This window comes from Micromonospora sp. WMMD961 (genome assembly GCF_029626145.1).
Classification (GTDB): domain Bacteria; phylum Actinomycetota; class Actinomycetes; order Mycobacteriales; family Micromonosporaceae; genus Micromonospora.
Map to the genome: position 1 here is coordinate 898128 of NZ_JARUBJ010000002.1, position 24165 is coordinate 922292.

Consider the following 24165-nt stretch of genomic DNA (forward strand, 5'->3'; position numbering starts at 1 on the left):
GTGACAGCAACGATCTCCCCGACTTCGGTCACCCCCACCCGGCGGCGGCGACGGTCGGCTCGACTGTCGCCGCTGCTGGTGGCCTTCGTCCTCGTGCCGTTCGCGGTCGAGAGCATCTGGGTGTTCTGGCCGGCGCTCCAGGGCTTCTGGTTCTCGCTCACCCGCTGGGACGGGATGTCGTCGCCGGCCTTCGTCGGCACGGACAACTACGTCGAGCTGGCCGGTGACGCGACCTTCCGGGGCGCGCTGGTCAACACGGTGATCTGGCTGGTGCTCTTCGGTGGCCTCTCCGTGCTGGGCGGGTTCGGCATGGCGCTGGTCCTGCAGAAGGAGCGGCGCGGTGTCGGCTTCTACCGCGCCGCGCTGTTCACCCCGGTGGTGTTCTCGCTGGTGGTGACGGCGCTGGTCTGGCGGGTCTTCTACCAGCCCGACGGCATCGCCGACACGCTGCTGCGGGCGGTCGGTCTGGAACAGCTGATCCGGCCCTGGCTCGCCGACCCGCAGACCGCCCTGTACGCGGTGATCCTGCCCGCCCTGTGGCGGCAGATCGGGTACGTGATGGTGCTGTTCCTGGCCGGCCTGAAGGCGATCGACCCGGCGCTGCACGAGGCGGCCCGGATGGACGGCGCCAACTCCTGGCAGCGGCTGCGGCACGTGACGATCCCGCAGCTCAAGGGAGTCAACGCGGTCGTGCTGTCGGTCATCGTGATCGACTCGCTGCGCTCGTTCGACATCGTCTGGTCGCTGACCAAGGGCGGCCCGTACCACTCGTCGGAGCTGCTCAGCACCTACATGTACTCGACCGCGTTCCAGAGTCTGCGGCTGGGTTACGCCTCCGCCATCGCCGTCGTGATCTTCGTACTCGCGCTGGCGGTCATCCTCGGCTACCTGGTCCGCGCGTTCCGGGAGGAAGCGTGATGAACAAGCTCCGTACCGGGGCCTTCCACACCGGCATGATCCTGCTCTCGCTGCTCTGGCTGGGGCCGGTGCTCTGGGTGGTGGTGATGTCCACCCGGTCGTTCGACGACATCGCGGCCCACGGGGTCGGCAGCCTGCCCCGGTCGTTCACCCTGGACACCTACCGGCAGGCGTGGACCGACGGCGGCGAGTTGCGCGCGCTGATCAACAGCATGCTGGTCACCGTACCGTCGGTGGCGCTGAGCCTGGGGCTGGCCGCGATGGCCGCGTTCGCGCTGAGCCGGTTCCGGATCCCCGGCCGGCGGACCGTCCTGCTGCTGATGCTCGCCGGCAACCTGCTGCCACCGCAGATCCTGCTCATCCCGGTGGCCAAGTTCAGCGAGCTGACCGGCCTGTACGACACGCTCTGGGCGCTGATCACGGTGCAGGTCGGCTTCGGGCTCGGCTTCTACACGTTCGTGCTGCACGGCTTCATGCGGGACCTGCCGAACGAGATCCAGGAAGCGGCGACGATCGACGGCGCGGGCACGGCACAGATCTTCACCAGGGTGATGCTGCCGCTGACCCGACCCGCGCTGGCCGCCCTGGGGGCGCTCTCCTTCACCTGGATCTTCAACGACCTGCTGTGGGCGATCACCGTGCTGCGTACCGACGACAACATGCCGGTCACCCCGGCGCTGCTCGCCCTGCAGGGGCAGTTCGTCTCGTCCTGGAACGTCATCGCCGCCGGTACGGTCATCGCTGCCGTACCCACCGTCGCGGTGTTCCTGCGCTTCCAGCGGCACTTCGTCTCCGGCCTGGCGCTGGGAGCGGTCAAGTGACCGGGCAGCGGTGGACGCTGCGCGGCACGCACACCGAGTACACGGTGACAGTGCCGGCGCACGGCCGCTGGCTGGAGCTTGCCGCGTGGGGCCCGCACGGTGTCTCGGACGGCCCGTCACCGGTCGCCTACGACGGCCCGGTGCCGTTCCTCACCGCCGGCGACGCGGCCCCCATCGAGTACGCGACCGACGCCGACCGGCCGTTCACCGGCGCCGACCTGGTGGTGGAGAACTCGGACGGGCAGCGCCGGGTGGGCTTCGTCCACACCGGCGAGCGGGTCGACGCCAACCTGCGGGAGCTGGCCGTCGACTTCGCCGACCCGGTGACCGGGCTGCGCGCCACGATGCACTACCGGGTGCCCGCCGGCACGGACGTGGTGCAGCGCTGGGTCGAACTGACCAACGGCGGGTCCGCGCCGCTGCGGGTGGTCCGGGCCTTCTCGGGCGGCTTCTGCGTGCCGACTCCGCACGGTGCGCTGCTCAGCCACCAGTGGGGGCAGTGGGCACAGGAGTTCCAGCTGTCCCACGTCGAGTTGGGCCACGGCACCTTCAGCATCGGCAGCTCTCAGGGCGTACCCGGGCATCTGCACGTGCCCTGGCTGGCCGTGCGGGACACCGCGGACCCGGCCGGCTCGGCGTGGGGGATGGGGTTGGCCTGGACCGGCTCCTGGGAGATCAGCGCGGAGCGGGACACCGGCGGCCTGACCCGGGTCCGGATCGGCCGCCAGCTGGTCGACGGACCGCTGGAGCTGGTCCCCGGCGAGTCCCTGGCCCTGCCGGTGGTCACCGGCGCGTACAGCCCGGACGGCCTGGACGGGCTGGCCCGGGTCTGGCACACCCACCAGCGGTTGCTGGCCGGTGAACGGCTCACCCCGCGCCCGGTGCTCTACAACTCCTGGGAGGCCACCTACTTCACGGTCGAGGCGCAGAGTCAGCTCGCGCTGGCCCGGATCGCGGCCGAGCTGGGCGTGGAGACGTTCGTGGTGGACGACGGTTGGTTCGTCGGCCGCAACGACGACACCGCCGGGCTGGGTGACTGGACGCCCGACCCGGCGAAGTTCCCGGCCGGGTTCGACGCGTTCATCGCCGACGTGCGCGCACTCGGGCTGAACTTCGGGCTCTGGGTCGAGCCGGAGTGCGTGAACCCGAAGTCGACGCTCTACGCCGAGCACCCGGACTGGGTCTACTCCGTCGACGGCCGGCCCCTCACCCCGGTCCGCAACCAGTACCTGCTCGACCTGGGCCGACCGGAGGTCGCCGAGTTCGTCCACTCCACAGTGGACGGCCTGCTGCGCCGCTACGACATCGACTACCTGAAGTGGGACTTCAACCGGCCACGTACCGAGCCGGGTCGTCCCGGTGGGGTCGCTGCGCTCGACCTGGACGGCGGACACGTCGCCAACCTGCACCGGATCTACGAGCAGCTGCGCCGGGACCACCCCGGTGTGCTGATCGAGGCCTGCGCCGGCGGTGGCGCGCGGACCGACCTGGCGATGGCCGCCCGGGCCGACGTCTTCTGGCCCAGCGACAACACCGGGCCCCTGGACCGGCTCGCCATCCAGTACGGCTTCCTGCACGCCAACGCCCCCCACCTGCTCAGCTCCTGGGTCACCGACGCGCCCGGTCTGTTCGACAGCCGGCCGCGAACGCTGGCGTTCCGGTTCGTCCTGGCGATGGCCGGTGTGCTCGGCATCGGCGCGGACATCCGCGCCTGGACTCCCGACGAACGGGCCGAGGCGGCCGACTGGATCGCCCGCTACAAGGAGATCCGGGACGTCGTCACGACCGGCGCTGTGCACCTGATCGGTGGCCCCGACCAGACCCGATGCGCGGTGCAGTACACGGCCCCGGACGAGCGGCGGGTGGTCGTCCTCGCCTGGCACACCGGCCGGCTCGACGGCACCGGCCTGCTGCCGGCCCGCCCGGTGCGGCTGCCCCTGCGGGGCCTCGACCCGACAGGTCGCTACCGACACGGCGACCAGCTCTACTCCGGCAGCCACCTCGCCGCGGTGGGCCTGCCCGTGCAGTGGAGTGCGACCCACGACGCCGAGCTCATCGTGCTGACCCGCGACTGAGATCGGAGCACCACCACCCCCACCCCCGAGGGACAGGAGTACCTCCATGCGCCTGAACCGACCGCTGACCGCTGCTCTTGCCGTGCTCGGCCTGGGCCTGGCCAGCCCCATGCCGGCGCTGGCCGGCCCACCCCAGGCTGGCCCACCCCAGGCCGGCGGCCCGGCGCAGGCTGGCCCACCCCAGGCCGGCGGCCCGGCGCAGGCCGGTCATGGGCCCGGTCGTCCCGGCCACGCCCCGGCCGGCAGCGGCGCGGAGGACCAGGGCGCGCCCGCCTACTTCAACAGCGGGCTCGCCCCGACGCCCTACCAGGGCTGGAACACCTACTTCGGCCTCGGTGGCGACCCCACCGAGGCCGAAGTACGGTCGGTCACCGACTTCATGGTCCACAGTGGCCTCCGCGACGCCGGCTACACGTACGTCTGGATCGACGGCAACTGGGCCGCGCCCACCCCGCGCAACGAGGCAGGTCAGCTCGTCGCCGACCCGGCCCGCTTCCCCGGCGGGATGGCCGCGCTGGCCGCGTACATCCACAGCAAGGGGATGAAGGCCGGCATCTACACCGACGCCGGCCCCTACCTGCCGGGACAGTGCGGGCTCGGCAGCAACGGGCACTACCAGGCCGACATCGCACAGTTCGCCGGCTGGGGCTTCGACGCGCTCAAGGCCGACTGGCTCTGCGGTCGCGCCGCCGGCCTCGACCCCGAGGCCACCTTCCGTGAGCTGGCCGAGGCGGTACGCCAGTCACCGCGCCCGATGCTGCTCAACATCTGCAATCCGGTCAGCTCCGACTGGGGTGGCGGCCCGTACACCCCGGAGCAGCTCTCCACCTGGAGCTACACGTACGCGCCCACCATCGCCGACTCCTGGCGGACGTACACCGACGTGGGGCTGACGGACCCGACCCCGCAGTGGGCGTACCAGTGGGTGTTGCGCAACATGGACGTCAACGCGTACCACCCGGCGGCCACCGGACCGGGGCACTACAACGACCCGGACTACCTGCTGCCGATGCGCCCGCTGCCCGACGGCGGGTACGAGTTGAGTCTGGACGAATCCAAGACGCAGCTCGGCATGTGGGCGATCATGGCCGCGCCGCTGGTGATCGGCTCCGACCCGCGGGGCCTGCCGAAGGAGATGATCTCGGCGTTGACCAACCCGGAGATCATCGCCGTGGACCAGGATCCGCTGGTCCGACAGGGCGTCAAGGTCGCCGACACCGGCACCGACGCGCAGGTCTGGAGCAAGGTGCTCACCGGCTCCGGCAAGCGGGCCGTCGCGCTGCTCAACCGGCACGACACCGCCCAGCAGATCACGGTGACCTTCGCCGACGTCGCACTCGGCGGTGCGGTCCGCGTTCGCGACCTCTGGGCCCGCGCCGACCTGGACGCCCAGCCCGGCACCGTCGGAGTCCAGCCGTTCACCGGCTCGTACACCGTCGAGGTGCCGGCGCACGGGGTGGCCATGCTTCGCCTGGACGGCACCGACCAGGTCGCCGGCGCCAACCTCGGCGGCACCGCCAGTGCCAGCCCGGCCCTGGTCCGGGTGGACGACACGCACGCCACCGCCTTCGTCCGCGACGCTTCCGGCGCGCTGGCCGTCAACACCCGCACCGGTACGACGTGGGGCACGCACTGGACCTCGCTCGGCGGCCCGGTCGGCGGCCGGATCCTCGGCCAGCCGGCGGCGTACGCCTCGGCGGGTGGGCGGCTCGACGTCTTCGTCCGCGGCACCGACAACGCGGCTTGGCAGCGCAGTTACACCGCCGGCAGGTGGGGACCGTGGCGCAGCCTCGGTGGCACGTTGACCGACGCGCCGACGGTGGCCTGGACCAGCCCGACCCAGTGGACGCTCGTCGGGCGTGGTGCCGACGGCAAGCTCTGGTCGCGTACCCCGAGCACCGGCTGGACCGGCGTCGGAGCCCCCGACGACAGGCCGTTCTACGGTCGCCCGAGCGCCGTCGTCGACGACGCCGGCGTCCTGCACGTGGCGGTCCGTAGCCGCACCGACGAGGTGTGGTGGAGCAGCCGCACCGGCACCACCTGGTCGGCCTGGACCAACCTGGGCGGCACGACCAACGGCAGTCCGACCCTGCTCGCCACCTCCGGCCGGGTCTACCTGTTCTCGCTGGCCGCCGACAACCGACTGTGGCAGCGCAACCTGACCGACGGTGCCTGGGGCGGCTGGTTCCAACGTGGTGAGTTAGCCACGGACGCGTTCCGGGGTGCGCCCGGCGCCACCGCCGGTGCCAACGGCAGTGCCTGGCTGGCGGTACGCGGTGTGGACAACCGCGTGCACCAGGTCGTCCTCTGATCCACGGTGGCGGGCCGTCCACCGGCGGCCCGCCACCGCGCCCGCAAGGCCGGGCCGCCTCGGTGTGATTGTCGGCTCCGCCCTGGGCTCCGCTTCGCGGTTCAGGCTGGGACGAGCTCCCGGCATCGAAGCGGCGGGCCGGCGTTGGTTCGTCAAGACGGCCACCACCACTGCGGGCCGGGCGTCCCCTCGAACGAGCCCGCGCGTTCCTTCTCGACTCTGCGGCCGGCTGGCGGGGCAACGACGATCAGCGCCATGCCGTGGACCGGTCGACCAGAGAGGCGCCGACCGCTCGATATACCGAGGTGTCAGCGCTGGTCCGTGCCTGGCGGTCGGCAGTGACCCGACGCCACCGACCGTCGCCGAACGCCCCGCCACCGTCCACGGTGTGCCGAGGTGCCGACCGCTCGGCCCGCCGACGTACCAGCGCTACTGCTTGGCTGGCTGCACTCCGATGCCGCCGACCACGCGATTGCGCAGGCCGGCCGAGCTGGACGCAGGTTCGGTAGCTCCGGCGATCGAGGATCGGCCTACGTTCGCCGGTGGTAGTGGTTGCGGCGGGGTAGTTGGTTGGGGTCGAGCCAGGCCGGTGGCATGAACTCGGGCTGGCCGTCGTCGCCGAGGCGCACCGTCCACTCGCTGTGGTGGACGTGTCGGTGGTGGTGGGCGCAGAGCAGGACGGCGTTGTCGAGGCTGGTCGGCCCGCCGTCAGCCCAGTGCCGGATGTGGTTGAGTCGGCCCGGGGCGCGGTGGCGGCGTTGCCGCTGCCCCGTTTCCCCGGGCCGCTCTCCGAACCCGGCGTGCGACTTTCACCGCACCGGGCTCTCCACGAGGTCATGCCATCTGGTCGGTGATCTGTAAGGGCCAAGGGGATGGGATCGTGTTGCCTCGCAGCCGGTATCGGCTGACTCGTGTTGAGGCGATGTTGAACAGTTCGATCCCGTCCAGGGCGATGGGACGCCAGCCAGTAGGGCCGCGTAACCATCGCCGGACGTCTCTCCAAGGCATGCGTTGGCGGCGCATCACCCAGTGCACGACGCGCCACCAGACGAAGGTCTGGAGTTTGTCGAAGGTGTGTTTGGCCACCGCGTGTTTGAAGTAGTTCGCCCAGCCACGCTGGATCTGGTTGATCCGGATCAGCGTTGCCCGGTACTCGGCCTGGGACAATCTGCGGGTCAGAGTTCGGATCTTTGCCTTGAAATCGCGGACTGGCCTGTCTGCGATGAAGGTGTAGACGTAGCTCTTATCCGTTCCCCGTTTACGCATCCACTTGATATGGAAGCCGAGGAAGTCGAACCCGTCGCTCATGTGCACCACCTGGGTTTTCGCCACGGACAGGCGAAGTCCCACAGGTGCCAGCACCCTGCTCACCTCCTCGCGCACCGTTTCGGCGTTGGTTTGGGTACCGAACACCAGCACGACGAAGTCGTCCGCGTAGCGGACCATCCGCCAGGTGCCCAGCCCGTTGCGACGCCGGGTCTTGCGGCGCTCGTGGCTCCATGACCGCCACTGAGCGTCGAAGTGCTCATCGAGCACGCTCAGAGCGATGTTGGCCAGCAGCGGTGAGAGAATGCCCCCTTGAGGAGTGCCGGTGAGGCTGTCCTCCCGATCACCGGATCTGGTCATGACTCCGGCTTTCAGGAACGCCTTCACCAGGGCCAGTACACGTTTGTCCGAGATCCGTAGACGCATCCGATCCATCAACGCGGTGTGGTCGATGGAATCGAAACACGCTTCGATGTCGGCATCCAGGACCCACTGATAACCCTTCGTGCCCAACATCTGAATCTCGGCAATCGCGTCGTGCACTCGCCGGTTGGGCCGGAAACCGAACGATGACGGCTTGAAGTCCGCCTCGAAGATCGGCTCCAACACCAGCTTCAGCGCCGCTTGGACCACCCGGTCGGTAACCGTCGGGATCCCCAACTTGCGGACCTTGCCCGACCCGCGCTTCGGAATCAGTTGCTGCCGCACCGGCAACGCCTGAAACTCTCGCGCTTTCAACCGCTCTCGAATGCGTTCCAAGAACGCCTGTTCACCGACCCGCTCCCGAATGTCAAAGACGGTTGAGCCGTCCACACCCGCAGAACGGGCCCCGGCGTTGCCCGCGACCCGGTCGAACGCCATCATCAGCGTCGCCGGGTCATACACCAGGTTGTACAGATCATCGAAGCGACGGCACGGATCGGCCGTCGCCCATTGGTGCAATTTGGTCTGCATCCGTCGTACCCGCGCCTGCGCCAACCCGGCGTCAGGCCACGCGCCCGGAACATTCACTCCGGGATCTTCGACCATCACAGTCCCTTCCTTGCTGACCTCGCTGTCGCCCTTCGCCATGCGGCCGGCTCTCCCGACCTCGGACTACTACGGCGACTCCGCCCCGTCACGGCCGGATCGGCCGACGGTGGACCCAGCCCCACCCGCGTTGGCCACGCGGTATCAGGCACGTCCGTGACGGTTCCCGTGTTCACTGACCGATCGATCGTCGAAGGAGGCGCCTGGCTCTACCCCCGCGGCATCGCCACGACTACCCCGCGGCACTTCGTCGTGGCCTCCAGCCGGCCGTCCACATCACCGACCCGGAGTTCCCCGCCCATCAGGGGCGGGTACGCACCGCGCCCAGCCATCTGCCAGATTCCCAGCTGGTGGTCCATTAGGGGGCTTCACACACCAGTTCCTCACGTACACCTCTCCGACTCGCTAGCCGAACCCGCACCATCTGGCAGTACTGGCACGCCTCGGCGTCGTCAGGGGCCGCTTGCCGCCAGGCCCGGCACCTCCCGAACCCGGCTGCCCCTCAGCTTCACCGTCCTGCCGCGACAGGACGGCGGTGGTGGTCTCTCACCTCCACTCGATCAATCAGCGCCTCACGGCGCACGTGGGCGGCGCACCAACGCGGGGGCCGGTCGCAGCCGGGGAACGCGCAGCCGCCGTCGCGCAGCACCAACGCCCGGCGTAGTGGGCCGGTGATGAGGCGGCGTTGTCGGCCGACGTCGAGGACCTGACCGGCGCCGCCGAGGACGGCGGGCAGCACGGTGGCGTCGCAGGCGATTCGGCGCACGGTGTCGCGGGTGAGTCGCAGGCCGATGTCGAGGGTGCCGGCGCGTAGTTGCCGGGTGAGGATGTCGTAGTTAGTGGTGACGACGATCTGGGCGGGGTCACCACCGTTGTCGGGTACGTCGCCGGTGCGGAGGGCGAGGCGGCAGACGTCGGCGAGGGCGTCGTGGCGGCGTTGGCCGGCGCTTCGGGTGTCGTCGGGGCCGGCGGGTGCGCTCAGCGGGTCGATGGCGGCGCGTAGCAGCCCGACGGCCTCCGCGTCGAGGATGCCGGTGAGTCGGATTCGCCCGTCGGTTTGTGTGGAGATGGTGAGGTGTCGGTCGCGGGTGGCGCGGGCGTCCTCGGCGGCCAGGGCCGCTGCGGCGGCGTCGTCGGCGAGGTCGGGGGCGACGTGGTCGAGAATCCGGCTGCCCATCCGACGTAGCAGGGTGGGGTCGAACTGGCCCGCCCATTCGACCAGCACGCCAACCGCCTTGTCGGCCACCTCATCGCCCGCCGACGCCGTCACCGTGGCGGCTATGTCGGCGATGACCCGGGCCTGCTCCACGCTGACCGCCCCGCCTGCCAACGCCTCCCGCACCGCTGGCGGGGCGACGTCGACCGAGGCCGCGAGCCCGACCAGCCGACGCGCGGCGGCGACGTCGAGCCGCAGGCGATGACGCAGCCACACGGTCGTCGAGGACGCGCCCTGCGCCACGGCTGTGCCCCGCCCGTCCAACTCCCGCACGACCGCCAACTGCACCGCCGCCAGCCGCTGCTGCAACCGATGGGCGGCGTCAAGCGCCGCGATCAGCTCACGCTCGGAGAGGGCCCAGGCAGCGGCGTCGGCGCAGCTCGCCACCGCACTCTCCGCCCGCGCCAACTCATCGATCACCAGCAAATTCTAGAACAGGTGTACGACAAGAATCGGCCGTCGCGTGACCGCGGAAACCGACGCGTCCGCCCACACCGAAGCACGCGCCGCCAAGATCGGCACAACATCAGCGATGTTGGTGCCTCCCGCGCTGTCGTAGGCACCAACAGCCGGGAAGTTGCTCAAATCTCGGGCGCAGGGCGCAGGGCGCAGGGCGCAGGGCGCAGGGGCGCTCGGGCGCGGGGCGGGCGCGGGGCGGGCGCGGGGCGGGCGGGCGGGCGCTTGGTGCGGGGCGGGCGCTTGGTGCAGGGCGCGCCAGGCGCGACGCGGGGGCGCGGTGATGGGCGCGGTGATGGGGGCGGTGATGGGGGCGGCGGCCGGAGGGATGCGCGGCTCGCCCTCGCGGGCGCGGCGTCAACGGGTCGGGGGCCACCGGGCGTCGCTCGCCCTGATGGTGGCCGAAGGCGTCAGTCGCGTCGGATCGCTCCCGGCCCGGCGTTGATGTCGATGTCACCGCTCTCCACGTGGTGGCCTGCGGCGCAGCGGAGTACCGCGCGTACCGGTTCGCCGCAGTCGTGGTGGGTGGCGGTGACGGACGGGCCGGCCTCGTCGGCGGTCCAGGTGTCGCCCCAGGTGCGGAGCGCGGTGATCACGGGTAGCAGTTCGCGGCCCTTGCGGGTGAGCTGGTACTCGTGGCGGGTGCGCTGCCCCGGCTCCCGGTAGGGGATCCGTTCGAGCAGGTTGGCCGCGACCATCTCCTTGAGGCGGGCGGCCATGGCGGGCTCGCCGACGCCGACCCGGCGGACGAAGTCGTCGAAGCGGCGGGTGCCGAGCAGTGCCTCGCGCATGATCAGGACGGTCGACCTGCTGCCCACGATGTCCATAGCCCGGGCCACCGAGCAGTTCGCAGTCGACCAGGAGTCGCGATCGTCTCGTAGGTCTTCCATGTGGTTCAGCTTACCTGGCTTGCGTCGACGCTAGCCAGGTGCTTCACTGGGACGCTGCTGGCTTAGGCATACGCAAGTCAGCCCGACCAGCACCGAGCCCGGCCAGCACCGAGCCCGGCCAGCACCGAGCCCGACCAGCATCGAGCCCGGCCAGCACCGAGCCCGGCCAGCACCGAGCCCGACCAGCATCGAGGACGCCAGTGACCACCAACACCACGGCCCCGACCGCCGCCACACCAGCCGCCGGGCGCCCATCCGTCCGCGGCTCTCGCCCGATGACCCTGATCGCCATGTGCCTGGGCGCGATGATCACGTTCCTGCAGATCACCGCGACGGTCTCCGCCCTGACGACCATCCAGCGCGACCTTGAGATCGACCCCACCACCGTGATCTGGATCCCCAGCGCCTACACGCTGGTCGTGGCGAGCGTGGTGCTGTCCGCTGCCACGCTGGGCAACCGCTACGGACGCCGACGCATGTTCGGCGCTGGCGTCGTCGCCATGATCGTTGGTGGTGCCGTGGTGGCCGGTGCGCCCACGGCGGCCTGGGTGATCGTCGGGCAGTTGGTCGCCGGCCTGGGCGGGGCCCTGATCCTGCCCAACAGTCTCGCGATCCTCGGCGCGACCTTCACCGACCCGCACCGCCGCACCGAGGTCATCACCGCCTGGTCGGCCGCCTCCGGGATCGGACTCGCGATCGGCCCGCTCATCGCCGGCGCGCTGCTGCGGCACTACCAGTGGCACAGCGTCTTCCTGTCCACGATCGTGCTGGGCGTGATCACCCTCGTCGTCGCCGCCATCGGGGTGGCCGAGTCCCGACCGAGCGCCGCCCGACTCGACGTACCCGGCCTGCTGCTCGGCACCGTCGCCATCGCCGCCGCCGTCTACGCGATGATCCAGGGCGGCAAGGACGGCTACACCAGCCCGGTGATGGTGGTCGCCTGGGTGGTGGCGGCCGTCGCTCTCGTCGGGTTCGTGCTCGTCGAGTCGCGCACCAGCGCGCCGATGCTCGACGTACGGCTGTTCCGGTCTGGTTCGTTCAGTGCGGTAATGGTCGTCGCCGCGGTGTCGCTGTTCGGCTTCACCGGCGTGGCGATCCTGCTGGTCCTCTTCCACGAGCGGGCGCAGGCACTCAGCCCGCTGGACACCGGATGGCGGATGCTGGCGTTCTTCGGTGTCTACGCGGCTGCGGCCTTCGGTGCGGGGCGGCTGATCCGCCGTACCGGGTTCAAGGCACCCCTCACCGCCGGCCTCGTCCTCGGCGCCCTGGCCAGCTTCGGGCTGGCCGCCCAGGGCCCGACCACCCCGTTCGGTCAGCGTTGGCCACTACTCGCGTTGTTCGGCGCCGCCAGCGCCCTGGTGGTGGCCCCGGCCACGGCGGCGGCGTTGGCCAGCGTCGCGCCCGCCCAGGCGGGGATGGCCTCCGGCGCGGTCAACGCCGCCCGCCAGGTGGGCTCGGTGATCGGCTCGTCCCTGCTGGGGACGCTGCTCACCACCACGATGCTTGCTGACCTGCCGGACCGACTCGCCGCCCACCAGGTGGGGGAGCCGACCCGGACGGCCGTCCAGGCGGCGGTGGCCGCCGGCGCCACCGGCGACCAGCCACTGCCCGACCCGGTCCGGTCGGCGCTTGCCGAGGCGCTGACCGCCGGTGTTCAGGCCGGTCTGCGGATCAACGGCATCGTCTTCCTCGTCACCGCCGTGCTCGCGCTCACGCTGATCCGCAACCGGCCCCACGAACACTAGAACCGGCTAGGCGGCGAACGCGTCCAGCTCCTCGATCGCGTCGGCCGGCAGCTTCAGGTCGGCGGCGGCGACGTTCTCCCGCAGGTGTGCCACGCTCGACGTGCCGGGGATCAGCACGGTGGTGGGGGAGCGCTGAAGTAGCCAGGCCAGGGCGACCTGCTGCGGTGAGGCGCCCACCCGGGCGGCGACGCCGTCGAGCGTGTCGGACTGCAGGGGCGTGAACCCGCCGAGCGGGAAGAACGCGGCGAACGCGATGTTCTCCGCCGCGCACCTGTCGACGAGGGCGTCGTCCTGTCGGTTGGCGAGGTTGTAGAGGTTCTGCACGGTGACCACCGGCGCGATGGCCTGGGCCTCGGTGAGCTGGCCGAGCGTGACGCCGCTGAGCCCGAGGTGCCGGATCAGGCCCTCCTGGCGCAGCTCCGCCAGCGCGGCGAACTGCTCACCGAGGGGCGCGTCCCTGGTCGTCTCCGACATGCCGACCCGCAGGTTGACCACGTCGAGGGTGTCCAGGCCGAGGTGCCGGAGATTCTCCCGGACCTGGGCCTTCAGGTCCGCCGGATCCAGGGACGGGATCCAGGAGCCGTCGTCGCCGCGCCGCGCGCCGACCTTGGTGACCAGGTGCAGATCTTCGGGGTACGGGTGCAGCGCCTCCCGGATCAGCTCGTTGACCACCACCGGGCCGTAGAAGTCGCTGGTGTCGATGTGCCGGACACCCAGGTCGACGGCCTCGCGGAGCACGGCGAGCGCCTGCTCGCGGTCGCGGGGCGGGCCGAAGGCCCGGGGGCCGGCCAACTGCATCGCCCCGTAACCCATCCGGCTCAGGGTGAGGCCGTCGGCCACTGTCAGCGGGCCGCCGGGAAGGTTCTCGATCATGTCGTCCTCTTTTCGTCATCGCCATGGACAGCTGCGACTGTGCGCCGGCAGCCGATCGGCCGGCAGGGCGAGTTGTTCCTGGTAGTGACACGACCAGTCACCGGCCGGCAAAGCGGCCTACCGTCGAGGACATGGACGCGACCAACCAGCTCGGCGACTTCCTGCGTGCCCGTCGGGAGCAGATCCGACCCGAGGACGTCGGGCTCGGTCCGGGCGTGGGTCTGCGCCGGGTGCCGGGGCTGCGGCGCGAGGAGGTGGCGATGCTGGCGGGCATCAGCGCCGACTACTACCTGCGGTTGGAGCAGGGACGCGAACGGCACCCCTCCGTGCAGGTCCTCGATGCGCTCGCCGGGGTGCTGCGGTTGGACCCGGAGGCGACCGCGTACATGATCGGGTTGACCCGGGTGCGTTCGCGCCGGGCGGCCCGGCCGGCGGTCGAGCGGGTGCCGGTCAGCATCCTGCACCTGCTGCGGCAGCTCACCATGCCGGCCTACGTGCAGAACCGCTACCTCGACATCCTGGCCTCGAACCCGATGGCGAGGGCGCTGTCGCCGAACCTCGCCCCGGGGGCCAACCGGCTCCGTGCGGTATTCCTGGACGAGGCCGAGCGGGACCTGTTCCGGGACTGGCGGCCGGCGATGCAGAGCGTGGTGGGGCAGATGCGTGCCGACTCGGCCGGGGACGCCGACGACCCACGGCTGGCGGCGCTGGTGGGGGAGTTGTCGATCAAGAGCGACTGCTTTCGTCGGTTGTGGGCACGCCACGAGGTGCGTCGCCGCGAGGGCGTGATCAGCCGGCTCCACCATCCGGAGGTCGGCGACCTCGACCTGTACTGCGACAAGCTCGCGGTCGCGGGCGCCGACGGGCAGCTGTTGGTGATCTATCACGCCGAGCCCGGTACGGAGTCCGCGCGCTCGTTGGCTCTGCTCGGCTCGATCGCGGCCAGCACGGCGGACGACGTCCCGGACAGCCTCCGCCCCGGCGATCCGGCCCGCCTCTACCCGTTGGAGTGAGCGGGGTGGCCGCTCAGCGTTGGCGCGGGGTCACCGGCGACTTTCCCGGCAGTCCGTTCGCCGGGCTGCGGTACCGCTTCGGCGACTACGACGAGAGCGCGATTCGGCTCCTGCGCATCGCGCCGTGAACGTGAGGCTTGACGGACGATAGTTTGTGAGTGCACACTTACAAACATGCGATCGACCGCCGAGGCCCGCCGGGTCACCGTCCTGAACGCCGCCGTGTCGGCGTTCGCACGCACCGGCTTCCACGCCACACCGGTCACCACCGTGGCCGCCGCCGCAGGCATCTCCGAGGCGTACGTCTTCCGGCTCTTCTCCGGCAAGCTCGGGTTGTTCGTGGCGGCTGCCGGCGCGTGCTTCGAACGGATCGCCGCGGCGATCGAGGCGGGGGCCGAGCGCGCTGTCGCCGACAGCCCGGAGGAGATCCTCGACGCGATGGGCGGTGCCTACGCGGAGCTGATCGCCGACCGCGATCTGCTGCTCTTCCAGGTGCAGGTGCAGGCCGTCACGGACATCCCCGAGATCGCCGAGGCGGTCCGCGCCGGCTATCGCCGGGTCGCCACCTTCGTGCAGGACCGCGCCGGTGCCAGCGACGCGCAGGTGCAGCAGTTCTTCGCGTACGGCCAGCTCTGCCACCTGATCGTGACCGCAGGCCTGGAGCAGGTGCCCGAGCCGTGGGCTCGCGCACTGACCGCCGGCATCCGCCACCCCTGATCCGACTTCCGACCCTGGGCCGCGCCAGCGGCCCACTTTTCGCGGCCAACATGTGTGTGAGTGCACACTTACGAACAAGAGGAGATGACGATGACGACCGACGCAATGATCACCGAAGTGGTGCTGCCCGGCGTGGTGGAGCCCGACGGGCTCCGGCTGCACCGACGCCCCCTGCCCGTCGCGGGCCGGGGGCAGGCGCTCGTCGAGGTCGAGGCCACCGGCATCTCGTTCGCCGAGCAGCAGATGCGCCGGGCCCTCTACCCTGGCCAGCCGAAGTTCCCGTTCGTGCCCGGCTACGACCTCGTCGGCACGGTCCGGGCGGTCGGTCCCGACACCGACGAGTCGCTGGTCGGTACCCGGGTCGCGGCGGTCACCAAGATCGGCGCCTGGGCCTCACACGCGCTTGTCGAGACCGATGCCCTGACGCCCGTGCCCGCGGACCTGGACCCCGCCGAGGCCGAGACCGTCGTGGTCAACGGGGTGACCGCCTGGCAGATGCTGCGGGGCGCCGACCTGCGGGCCGGACAGACCATCCTCGTGCACGGCGCGAACGGCGGAGTCGGGACCGTGCTCGTCCAACTCGGACGACACCTCGGCCTGCGGGTCATCGGCACCGCCGCCGCACGACACCACGCCGGGCTGCGCAACCTCGGTGTCGAACCGCTCGACTACCGCGATCCGGACCTCGCCACGCGGATCCGTGAACTGTCGCCCGGCGGCGTCGACGCCGTCTTCGACCCGGTCGCCGGCCCCGGCGTCCGCACCTCGTACGCGCTGCTCGCCCCCGGTGGCAAGCTGGTGGTCTACGGCAACGCCGCCGCCGTGGGCACCGGGCAGTCGGTGCTGTGGGTCTTCGTGAAGCTGCTGGCGCGCCTCTACACCTGGAACGTGCTGCCGAACGGCCACCGGGCCGGTTTCTACAACTTCTGGGCCGGCAGCCGCACCCGGCGGGCCGCGTTCCGGCGTCGCCTGCGTACCGACCTGGGCATCGTGCTCGACCTCCTGCGGCAGGGAGTGATCGTGCCGCAGATCGCCGCCCGCTACCCGCTCAGCGAGGTCTCCGCGGCTCTGGTGTTCGCCGAGACCCGCAGCCGGGCCGGCAAGGTGGTGCTCGAACCCTGACCCGTGGGCCCGTCGAGGGCGCTGGTGGGGAAGTCGGCGTCACCCCGGCTACTGTCAGCAGACGACGGGCCCGCTGACCGAGCGTCGGTCGGGGCCGTCGGTCCGCGACGGGCTGTCGTGCTGGTCGCCGCGACAGGTCGACCGCCGATGACAGGGGCGCCACCGTGCTCCTACGGTGGGTACGACACGGGGAGGTGGGGCGTGGCCGACGTCGGCGAGGTGGTGCGTTGGCTGCAGCTCAACGCACCCCGAGGTGGACCGGACGAGCTGTCCCACCTGGTCGCCCGGGCGGCTCCGGCCATCAACGCCAGCGAGATCGTGATCTATCTGGCCGACTACACACAGACCCTCCTCGTGCCGCTGCTCGGCGCGGGTCCGGTCCGGGACGAGCTGCCGATCGAGACGACCCTCGCCGGCCGGGCCTTCACCACCCTCGACATCCAGCGTGCGCCGGACGGCCCCGATCGGATCTGGGTCCCCCTCCTGCTCGGGTGCGAGCGGATGGGTGTGTTGGAGATCGTCTCGCCGGAGGCCGCCAGCGAGGCGATGGACGGGCCCGCCTGGGAGGTGGCGGTCAACGTCGCTCAGATCCTGGTCAACCGCCGGCTCTACGGTGACGTGGTCGAGCGGATGCGGCGCCGACTCCCGATGCAGGTCGCTGCCGAGATCGTGTGGGGCCTCCTCCCACCGCTGACCTTCGCCACCGACGACCTGGTGATCACCGCCATCCTCGAACCGTGTTACGACGTCGGCGGCGACATCTTCGACTACGCGCTGAACGACGAGGTGCTCAGCGTCGGACTCTTCGACACCTGCGGGCACGGCATCAAGGCGAGCACCCTCGCCTCACTCGTCGTCAGCGCGTACCGCAACGCCCGCCGGAGTGGCCTCGACCTGGTCGACACGGCGATCAGCATCGACAGGTGGGTGCGATCCGAGCACCCGAACTTCTTCGCGACCGGGTTGCTCGCCGAGTTGGATCGCCGCACCGGCCGCCTGAGCATGATCAACGCAGGCCACCCCGGTGCGATGCTGCTGCGCGACGGCAAGGCCATTCGCGAGCTTCCGGGGCCGACCGCGCTGCCGCTCGGCCTGGGCCACCTGTCTGCCCGCCGCCCCCGGGTGCACGTGGAGGACCTGCACCCGGGCGACCGCATCCTCGCCTACACCGACGGCATCACCGATGCGCGCAGCGCCGACGGGGAGCGGTTCGGGCTCGATCGGCTCGTCGACTTCGTCAACCGGGCCCTGAACGACCAGCTGCCCAGCCCGGAGACGATGCGTCGGCTGGTACGCGCCGTCGTCGGGTACCAGGACGACACGCTCGAGGACGACGCGACGGCTCTCTTCGTGGAATGGCGGCCGCCGCACCTGCCGCTGGCGCACCTGCGTGACCTGGCCGCGAACCGCCCCTGACCGCGCGAGTGGGATTTTGCACTCGCAGTGCACTTGTCTGCTCTCGTGGGGGTGTCTAGCGTCACCTCATGGCCGACTCATGGACCTTCGCCGTGACGCGTGACGACCTCGGGCAGACCACACTCGTCGATGGCGCCGCGCCGGTCGCGGCCGACGGCGAGGCGGTGCTGCGGGTGGACCGCGTCGGCCTCACCGCCAACAACGTGACCTACGCGGTGCTCGGCGACGCGATGCGCTACTGGGAGTTCTTCCCGCCGGCGTCCCGAGGGCTCGGACCGCAGTGGGGCCTGCCACCGCTCTGGGGTTTCGCCGAGGTGGTCGCCTCGACGGTTACCGGCGTCGAGGTCGGGCAGCGGGTCTACGGATACCTGCCGCCCGCGGGTCACCTGCTGGTGCGTCCGGACCGGGTGGACGCCTCCGGCTTCCGCGACGCGAGCCCGCACCGGGCACAGTTGCCGTCGCCGTACAACGCGTACCGGTCGACGAGCGGTGACCCGGCGTACCGGCCCGACCAGGAGGACCTGCTGATCCTGTTCCGGCCACTGTTCTTCACCTCGTTCATGCTGGCCGACCAGGTCGTCGACAACGACTTCTACGACGCCGAGTCGCTGCTCGTGTCGTCGGCGTCGAGCAAGACGGCGTACGCCGCCGCGTTCGAGCTGCGCGGTCGTGGGCCGCGCCTGGTCGGGCTCACGTCACCCGGCAACCTCAGCTTCACCCGGTCGCTGGGCTGCTACGACGAGGTCGTCTCGTACGACGACATCTCCGCGCTCGACGCCGTCCCGACCGTCTACCTCGACCTGTCCGGCGCTCCCTCGACCCGGGTCGCACTGCGCCGGCACCTCGGCGACCGTCTCGTCCGGGACATCGCCGTCGGGCTCACCAACCAGACGCCGAACGCCGAGGCCGCCGGGGAGGTGTTCTTCGCGCCGGTGCAGATGCGCAAGCGCAGCCAGGACTGGGGGCGCGACGGTCTCGACAGGAGATTCACCGAGGCCTGGCAGCGCTTCACCACAGTCGTCAGCGCATGGCTCGACGTTCGGCTGGGGGTGGGCCCGGATGCCCTCCGCGAGGCGTGGCTCGACGTCCTCGCGGGTCGTACGCCGCCGCGGGTGGGTCACGTCGTCCAGCTCTGAGCGGTCGACCGGGCCTCTAGAAGGCGTTGTCGGCGGTGAGGTGTCGACGCAGCGTGGCCAGCGATCGGGTGATCAGCCGGGAGACGTGCATCTGCGAGACGCCGACCTGCTCGGCGATCTGGGCCTGGGTCAGGTTGCCGTGGAAGCGCAGGCTCAGGATTTCGCGTTCCCGCGGCGGCAGCGTCGCGAGGGCCGGAGCGAGGGCCACCCGGATCTCGACGCGGTCGAACTCGTGGTCGTCACCACCGAGGGTGTCCGAGAGTTCCCGATCGCCGGCAGCCCCGATCGGAGTGGACAGCGAGGTGGCCCGGTAGGCGCGGGCGCCCTCCAACCCCTCCAGGACGGTCTCCTCGGGAAGGCCGAGGTAGGACGCGACGTCGGCCACCGTCGGCGAGCGACCGAGGGTCTGGGTCAGGGTGCTGTTCGCCGCGCTGATCGACAGACGCAGCTCCTGGAGGCGGCGGGGCACGCGCACTGCCCAGGTGCGGTCCCGGAAGTACCGCTTGATCTCGCCGATGATGGTGGGGATGGCGTAGCCGGTGAAGTCGACGCCCCGGCTGGGGTCGAAGTTGTCGACGGCCTTGATGAGCCCGACCGAGGCGGTCTGGGCCAGGTCCTCGTCGGCGGCGCCCCGCCCGCCGTAACGGCGGGCCAGGTGACGGGCGAGCGGCAACCACGCCTCGATGGCGCGGTCCCGTAGCTCGGCCCGGCGAGGGTGGTCGGTCGGGGTCGCCGCCAGGGCGGCCAGCAGCTCGTCCGGGCTCTGGTCACCGCTCAGCTGCCTGAGGAGGGTGGTGGTCGCTGTTCCGGCGATGCTGGCCATGAGGATGGTCCTTCCGCAGATGCCCGTCGTTCGGGTCGACCGGAAGAGATCTCCGAACCGGCTGCCGCCGGGGCGCACGTGCGGGCGAGGGTGCGCTGTCGCAAGGCCACGAGCACGGGCCTCACCGCCGCGTCATGTCGTTCATTTGGTGACGTGGACGTTACCCGAAAGACTGGCTATTTACTAGCCGAAAGTACGATGCCGCGCAGGCGAATGTCGCTCAATTTGCCGCCTGCGGCCCTGGATGGCGATCGGCCCGTCGTCGGCCCGACAATTCTGTAATCCGACCCGACGCTGCCAGTCTCCGATCTTGAGGGCGGTCAACGCGCAGCGCGGGCACCGCGCGGACGAGCACACGAGGAGTGACACAGATGTCGTCAGCCGGTCGAGCACTACCCGATGCCGGGTTGGTCGTCGCGGCCCGACAGGGCGACCAGCGCGCCCTCGACGACGTCGTCGCGGCCTCGCTCCCGCTGGTCTACAACATCGTCGGGCGTGCGTTGCGCGGTCACGCCGACGTCGACGACGTGGTCCAGGAGACATTGGTACGGGTGATCCGCTACCTGCCCGCGCTCAACGACCCGGCGGCGTACCGGTCGTGGCTGGTGGCGATCGCCATCCGTCAGGTGCGCGACTGGGAACAGCGCCGACGCGTCGCGCTCAACCGCGACGCCGGGCTCGACGCGATCCACAACGTGCCCGACCCCGCCTCGGACTTCGCCGGGATGACCATCCTCCGGCTCGGCCTCACCGACCAGCGACGGGAGGTTGCCGAGGCGACCCGCTGGCTCGACCCGGACGACCAGGAGCTGCTGTCACTGTGGTGGCTGGAGGAGACCGGCGAGATCGCCCGCAACGAGGTCGCCGACGCGCTCGGGCTGTCACCAGGGCACGTCGCGGTGCGGATCCACCGGATGAAGGAGCAGATCCAGAGCGCCCGAGGCGTCGTACGCGCGCTGCGTGCCCGGCCCGGCTGCCCGGACCTGCAGGCCGTGACCGCCGAGTGGGACGGCACTCCCAGCCCGCTGTGGCGCAAGCGACTGGCCCGGCACGTCCGCGACTGCGCGTTCTGTGGGCGACTCGGCTCCACGCTCCTGCCGATCGACCGGCTGCTCGCCGGCCTGCCGATGCTGCCGTTGCCGGCGGGCCTCACCGCCCACTTCCCGGGCACCGCGGCGCCGACAGCCGCAGCGCAGGTCGTCGGACCCCCGAGCCCGACGGTCGCCCACGGCGCCGGGCCGACCCCACCCTCCGACGCCGGCGGTGGCGGCCCGAGCGTCGTCGACCTCGCGATGAACCGGCCGCGTGGCCTCGTCCCATCCCTGGCCGCCGGTGTGGCGGCGGCCGTCCTGGCCATCACCACGGCGGTCGTGATCCTGCCGGACGACCCGTCCGCACCCTCCTGGGCCGCTCCGCCGTCCGCGGCGCCCACCGTCGTGGTCCCGCCGAGCGTCGCGCCCTCGCCGAGCGCACGGCCCTCGTCGAAGGCTCCGGTCGTCCCGGCGGTCAGCTCCGCCCGAAAGGGCGTCGGAGTGTGGAACTTCGCCGGTGCCAGTCAGGCGTTGGCGAACTCGAAGGCAGGCTGGTACTACACCTGGGGCACCCAGCACCCGGGGATCAGCACCCCGCGGGGTGTGACGTTCGTGCCCATGATCCGCAGTGCGGAGAACGTGACGGCCCCGGAACTGGCCCGGGCGAAGGCGGCAGGTCCGGACCTGCTCACGTTCAACGAGCCGGACATGCCCGAGCAGGCGAACATGACCGTCGAGCAGGCGCTCGACCTGTGGCCGCAGCTGATGGCGACGGGCAGCAGGCTGGGCAGCCCGGCGGTCGCCTTCGGCGGGCCCGATCCGCAGGGTTGGCTCGGCCGGTTCATGACCGGCGCCCAGGCCCGAGGTCACCGGGTGGACTTCATCACCCTGCACTGGTTCGGGGCCGACTTCGCGACCACCGCCGCGGTCGACCAACTCCGGCAGTACCTCCAGGCTGTCTACCAGCGGTACCGGAAACCGATCTGGCTGACCGAATTCGCCCTGATCCGCTTCGACGGCGGCGGTGCACAGTTCCCCGGCCAGGAGCAGCAGGCGGCCTTCCTCACCGCGGCCACCGCCATGCTCGGTGAACTGTCCTACGTGCAGCGCTACGCGTGGTTCGGCCTGCCCGCCACGGACAAGGACCGGTCCGGGTTGTTCAGCAGCGGAACCCAGGCGACAGCGGTCGGCCGCGCCTTCCAGGCCGCCCGTTGAGCGGGGGCGCGCCGGTGGACCAGCCGGTCACGGTCGGGCGCGCCGGGGTCGGCGGGGGCGTCGCAGGGCCTCGTCGCCCGCGCCGGGGAACCACGTCGGGGTCTGCCTGGCGGCTCGTCGGTGTCGTCGCGACCCTGGTCGCGACGACGCTGGCCGTCGGCCTCAGCCAGGGTTGGGGTCGCGCCGAGACGGCAGGCCGGTCGGCGGCAGCTTCGGTGACGGCAGCCCCATCGCCCGCTGCGGTGCCGTCCGCTGCGGCGACCGCGCCGGTGGTGCTCAACGGCACCGATGACGCCTTCATCCAACTGCTGATCCCGATGAACGAGGGCGCGCTCGCGCTGATCGACCACCTCGACACCCGGTCGACGGGTGCCGATCCGTCGCTGCTGGCCGTTCTCGGTGACGTTCGGAAGGCGCACCAGGCCGAGTTGCGGGACCTGCGCGCAATCCTGGCCGCCGGCAACGTGCCGGAGCTGAACATCCACGAGGGGCATCAGATGCCCGGCATGGTCACCGCTGCCAGTCTCGCCGAGCTGCGCGACGCGCCCGACGCCGAGGTGCCGTCCCGAGCAGCTGCCTTGTTGCGGGCGCACCTCGCGCAGACCGTGGTGCTGTGCCGGGGGGAGCAGAGCGCCGGGGGCAGCTCGGAGCTGAAGGCGCTCGCCGGCCGGATCCAGCAGGCGAGAGCCATCGAGTTGAGCGCTCTGGACGGTCGTCCCGGCGCTGCGCGGGTCGACTGAGCATGCCGCGCAGAAGACCGACCGATGCGGGTGTCTGACCTCCACTCCGCCGTCCGTACCCCGGCCCGGGTGGCACCGGCGGCCCACCGTGCCGAGGCGTCGCCGGTCGCCCGGCGTGCCGCGCACCGTACCCGGACCTCAATGCCGACCGGTGCGGTCGCAGCGGTGACCTCGTCACCGACCGCAGGGTGGCGGGGCGGTCATCGCCGCGCTGCCGGCCGGAACGCGATCGTCGCGTCGATCCTGACGATGAGCGCAGGTTGGTTGCTCGCGATCCTGGTCGCGCCGCACGTCACGCTCTCTCCGGGCTGGCGGATGGCTGCCCTCTTCTGCCACCTGACCTGCCTCGTGGTGGGCTTCGGCGCGGTGTTGACCGTGGACTGGATCAGCCTCCGCTGGCTGCTCCGCCGCGAACCGCTGGGCAGCGTGCTGACCGCGGCACGCGGCGTGCACCTGCTCATCTGGCTGGGCCTGGTCGGTCTCCTGGTCAGCGGTGCCGCCCTGGGCCCGGACACGTCGTCCGGGCTTGTCTGGGTCAAGCTGCTCGCGGTGTTGGCGGTGGGTATCAACGGGCTGTTCCTCGGACGCGTCCGGGATCGACTCACCGCCGCGGACGGCAGCCCGCCCTGGTCCGCCCTGCTCGCGGGTGTCGTCGCGGCCACCGTTTCCCAAGTGGGATGGTGGACCGCGACCCTGATCGGCTTCTGGAACGCCAACAGCTGACGCCCTCCGCGTCGGTGCTCAGGCCGGCGTCGGGTGGTTCGCCTCGAACCGGTCGCGCGTCAGGAATGCGAGCTGGGCCCGCTTGTCCGGCATGTCGATCTCCGAGTCGAGGGTGAACCCCTCGATCTCCAGTCGGCGCAGGGCGAGATGGTTGCGAACGTCCGGCTCGACCACGATCCGCCGGGCGGACGGGTCGCGGAACAGGAAGCGGGCGAGGGCCGGACCGACGACGTTGGTGAGACCGCGGGCCAGCCGCCGGTCCGGGCTGAGCAGCAGGTGCATGCCCACGTCGCCGGGCTGGACGCGGTAGCGCTCGCCGACCGGGTCCGCCTCGGGCTGGTAGGTCTGGAAGAGGCCGACCGGCTCCGCGTCGACCATGATCAGGTACGCGTGGTGTGTCGGCAGGCTGTCGACGAAGGCGTAGATCTCGCGTACCTCTTCGAGGGTGTGTGACCCCATACCCCAGAACGAGTTGCGGGGCAGGGTCACCCAGCCGTGCAGGAGCGCGGCGTCCCGGTCAGGATCCACGGTCGCCAACGACAACTCACCGAGACCGGCGACTTTCTCCAGGTACGTCATCGGGCGCTGTCCTCTGTTCCTTCCAGGACGTGACTTAGGTTAACCTCCCC

General features: G+C 71.1%; 20 protein-coding genes and 1 pseudogene. 14 read left to right on the forward strand and 7 right to left on the reverse strand.

The genetic code is table 11. From position 1 onward, the window contains the following. From O7614_RS04330 to O7614_RS04345, 4 genes are read left to right on the forward strand one after another with little or no spacing between them, the layout of a single operon-like run. Window positions 1-918 carry a sugar ABC transporter permease gene (locus O7614_RS04330; protein WP_278137197.1) on the forward strand — a complete coding sequence of 306 codons (918 nt, stop codon included), beginning with the start codon at window positions 1-3 and terminating at the stop codon, window positions 916-918. Then, on the forward strand, window positions 918-1739 hold the full coding sequence (locus O7614_RS04335) for a carbohydrate ABC transporter permease (protein WP_278137198.1): 822 nt from the start codon (window positions 918-920) through the stop codon (window positions 1737-1739). Before O7614_RS04330 ends, O7614_RS04335 begins: the two co-directional genes overlap by 1 nt. After that, window positions 1736-3814 (forward strand): alpha-galactosidase, encoded by a 2079-nt coding sequence (locus O7614_RS04340; RefSeq protein WP_278137199.1) that lies wholly within the window; start codon window positions 1736-1738, stop codon window positions 3812-3814. The genes O7614_RS04335 and O7614_RS04340 overlap by 4 nt, the downstream gene beginning before the upstream one ends. A gap of 46 nt (window positions 3815-3860) precedes the next feature. Next, the gene (locus O7614_RS04345) at window positions 3861-6125 is read left to right on the forward strand and encodes a glycoside hydrolase family 27 protein (protein WP_278137200.1); all 2265 of its coding nucleotides are present in this window, start codon (window positions 3861-3863) and stop codon (window positions 6123-6125) included. A 530-nt stretch (window positions 6126-6655) separates the two neighbouring features. Here O7614_RS04345 and O7614_RS04350 read toward each other — a convergent pair. The 4 genes and pseudogenes from O7614_RS04350 to O7614_RS04365 all read right to left on the reverse strand — a co-directional run. Then, window positions 6656-6856, reverse strand: a pseudogene (locus O7614_RS04350) (HNH endonuclease); the annotation flags it as partial. A gap of 103 nt (window positions 6857-6959) precedes the next feature. Then, the gene (gene ltrA / locus O7614_RS04355; protein ID WP_278137201.1) at window positions 6960-8462 is read right to left on the reverse strand and encodes a group II intron reverse transcriptase/maturase; all 1503 of its coding nucleotides are present in this window, start codon (window positions 8460-8462) and stop codon (window positions 6960-6962) included. Between the two features lie 466 nt (window positions 8463-8928). Further along, the gene (locus tag O7614_RS04360) at window positions 8929-10056 is read right to left on the reverse strand and encodes a DUF222 domain-containing protein (protein ID WP_278137202.1); all 1128 of its coding nucleotides are present in this window, start codon (window positions 10054-10056) and stop codon (window positions 8929-8931) included. Between the two features lie 446 nt (window positions 10057-10502). After that, window positions 10503-10982, reverse strand: a complete 480-nt coding sequence (locus tag O7614_RS04365; protein WP_278137203.1) for a helix-turn-helix domain-containing protein — start codon at window positions 10980-10982, stop codon at window positions 10503-10505. A gap of 275 nt (window positions 10983-11257) precedes the next feature. Here O7614_RS04365 and O7614_RS04370 point away from each other — a divergent pair, with 275 nt between their 5' ends. Continuing rightward, window positions 11258-12727: an MFS transporter gene (locus tag O7614_RS04370; protein WP_278137204.1), complete on the forward strand. Its 1470-nt coding sequence runs from the start codon at window positions 11258-11260 to the stop codon at window positions 12725-12727. Window positions 12728-12733: 6 nt separating this feature from the next. On the opposite strand, the gene O7614_RS04375 is transcribed toward O7614_RS04370, so the two are convergent. After that, window positions 12734-13600: an oxidoreductase gene (locus O7614_RS04375; protein WP_278137205.1), complete on the reverse strand. Its 867-nt coding sequence runs from the start codon at window positions 13598-13600 to the stop codon at window positions 12734-12736. Window positions 13601-13731: 131 nt separating this feature from the next. On the opposite strand from O7614_RS04375, the gene O7614_RS04380 reads away from it, so the two are divergent. The 6 genes from O7614_RS04380 (at window position 13732) to O7614_RS04405 (ending at window position 19004) form a co-directional block, all read left to right on the forward strand. Beyond that, the gene (locus O7614_RS04380; protein WP_278137206.1) at window positions 13732-14613 is read left to right on the forward strand and encodes a helix-turn-helix transcriptional regulator; all 882 of its coding nucleotides are present in this window, start codon (window positions 13732-13734) and stop codon (window positions 14611-14613) included. Window positions 14614-14618: 5 nt separating this feature from the next. Continuing rightward, window positions 14619-14741, forward strand: coding sequence for a hypothetical protein (locus O7614_RS04385; protein ID WP_278137207.1), 123 nt, complete (start codon window positions 14619-14621; stop codon window positions 14739-14741). Between the two features lie 46 nt (window positions 14742-14787). Further along, window positions 14788-15330, forward strand: a complete 543-nt coding sequence (locus tag O7614_RS04390) for a TetR/AcrR family transcriptional regulator (RefSeq protein ID WP_278137208.1) — start codon at window positions 14788-14790, stop codon at window positions 15328-15330. 90 nt (window positions 15331-15420) lie between these two features. Continuing rightward, window positions 15421-16452 (forward strand): medium chain dehydrogenase/reductase family protein, encoded by a 1032-nt coding sequence (locus tag O7614_RS04395; RefSeq protein WP_278137209.1) that lies wholly within the window; start codon window positions 15421-15423, stop codon window positions 16450-16452. 201 nt (window positions 16453-16653) lie between these two features. Beyond that, complete coding sequence (locus tag O7614_RS04400; protein WP_278137210.1) at window positions 16654-17868, forward strand: PP2C family protein-serine/threonine phosphatase; 1215 nt, start codon at window positions 16654-16656, stop codon at window positions 17866-17868. A gap of 68 nt (window positions 17869-17936) precedes the next feature. Next, entirely contained in the window at window positions 17937-19004 is a 1068-nt protein-coding gene (locus O7614_RS04405; RefSeq protein WP_278137211.1) for a DUF2855 family protein, read from the forward strand. Window positions 19005-19020: 16 nt separating this feature from the next. Here the strand turns inward: O7614_RS04405 and O7614_RS04410 are convergent, their stop codons facing one another. After that, window positions 19021-19827 (reverse strand): RNA polymerase sigma factor SigF, encoded by an 807-nt coding sequence (locus O7614_RS04410; RefSeq protein ID WP_278137212.1) that lies wholly within the window; start codon window positions 19825-19827, stop codon window positions 19021-19023. A 371-nt stretch (window positions 19828-20198) separates the two neighbouring features. Here O7614_RS04410 and O7614_RS04415 point away from each other — a divergent pair, with 371 nt between their 5' ends. The 3 genes from O7614_RS04415 to O7614_RS04425 all read left to right on the forward strand — a co-directional run bounded on the left by O7614_RS04415 (window position 20199) and on the right by O7614_RS04425 (window position 23536). Further along, window positions 20199-22073 carry a sigma-70 family RNA polymerase sigma factor gene (locus O7614_RS04415; RefSeq protein WP_278137213.1) on the forward strand — a complete coding sequence of 625 codons (1875 nt, stop codon included), beginning with the start codon at window positions 20199-20201 and terminating at the stop codon, window positions 22071-22073. Between the two features lie 215 nt (window positions 22074-22288). Continuing rightward, a complete protein-coding gene (locus tag O7614_RS04420) occupies window positions 22289-22813 on the forward strand; it encodes a DUF305 domain-containing protein (RefSeq protein ID WP_278137214.1) in 525 nt (174 codons plus the stop codon). A gap of 24 nt (window positions 22814-22837) precedes the next feature. Then, a complete protein-coding gene (locus O7614_RS04425; protein WP_278137215.1) occupies window positions 22838-23536 on the forward strand; it encodes a hypothetical protein in 699 nt (232 codons plus the stop codon). 18 nt (window positions 23537-23554) lie between these two features. Here the strand turns inward: O7614_RS04425 and O7614_RS04430 are convergent, their stop codons facing one another. Further along, window positions 23555-24115, reverse strand: a complete 561-nt coding sequence (locus tag O7614_RS04430) for a GNAT family N-acetyltransferase (protein ID WP_278137216.1) — start codon at window positions 24113-24115, stop codon at window positions 23555-23557. Window positions 24116-24165: the final 50 nt, after the last annotated feature.